This window comes from Streptomyces sp. NRRL S-1022 (assembly GCF_000720135.1).
Taxonomy (GTDB): domain Bacteria; phylum Actinomycetota; class Actinomycetes; order Streptomycetales; family Streptomycetaceae; genus Streptomyces.
The window spans coordinates 1-388 of sequence record NZ_JOIU01000142.1; the positions used below are offsets into that span (position 1 = coordinate 1).

The following is a 388-nucleotide window of genomic DNA, read 5'->3' on the forward strand; positions in this document are numbered from 1 at the left end:
CGTCGTACGAGGCGCAACTCGCCGAGCAGGGAAGGACGTTCGAGGAGCGGCTGGCCGAGCAGGCCAAGTCCTACCAGGTGCAGCTGGCCGAGCAGGCCGACGGCTGGCAGGAGCAACTGGCCCACCAGCAGGACGCCGTGGCCCGCCTCGCCAACGAGCAGCTGCCGGACGCGCTGAAGCGGCTGCGCGAAGGCGACGCCATCGACGACCTGCTGCCCGCCCCCAACCAGTGCGCCAAGGTCGGCGCCGACCTCCAGGCCGACCTGCGCAAGGTGCTGCGCACCGCACTCATCGGCGTCGAGGAGGAGTTCCTGCTCGTCGACGCCCGCACTCTCCGGGTGGTCCCCGCCGCCCCCTCCCGACGGACCGGCGCGGGGGGGCGGGCAGG

Annotated in this window: 1 pseudogene; it reads left to right on the top strand. The window is 73.7% G+C overall.

The window, feature by feature from the left end:
* Positions 1-388, top strand: a pseudogene (locus IG05_RS0141220) (hypothetical protein); the annotation flags it as partial.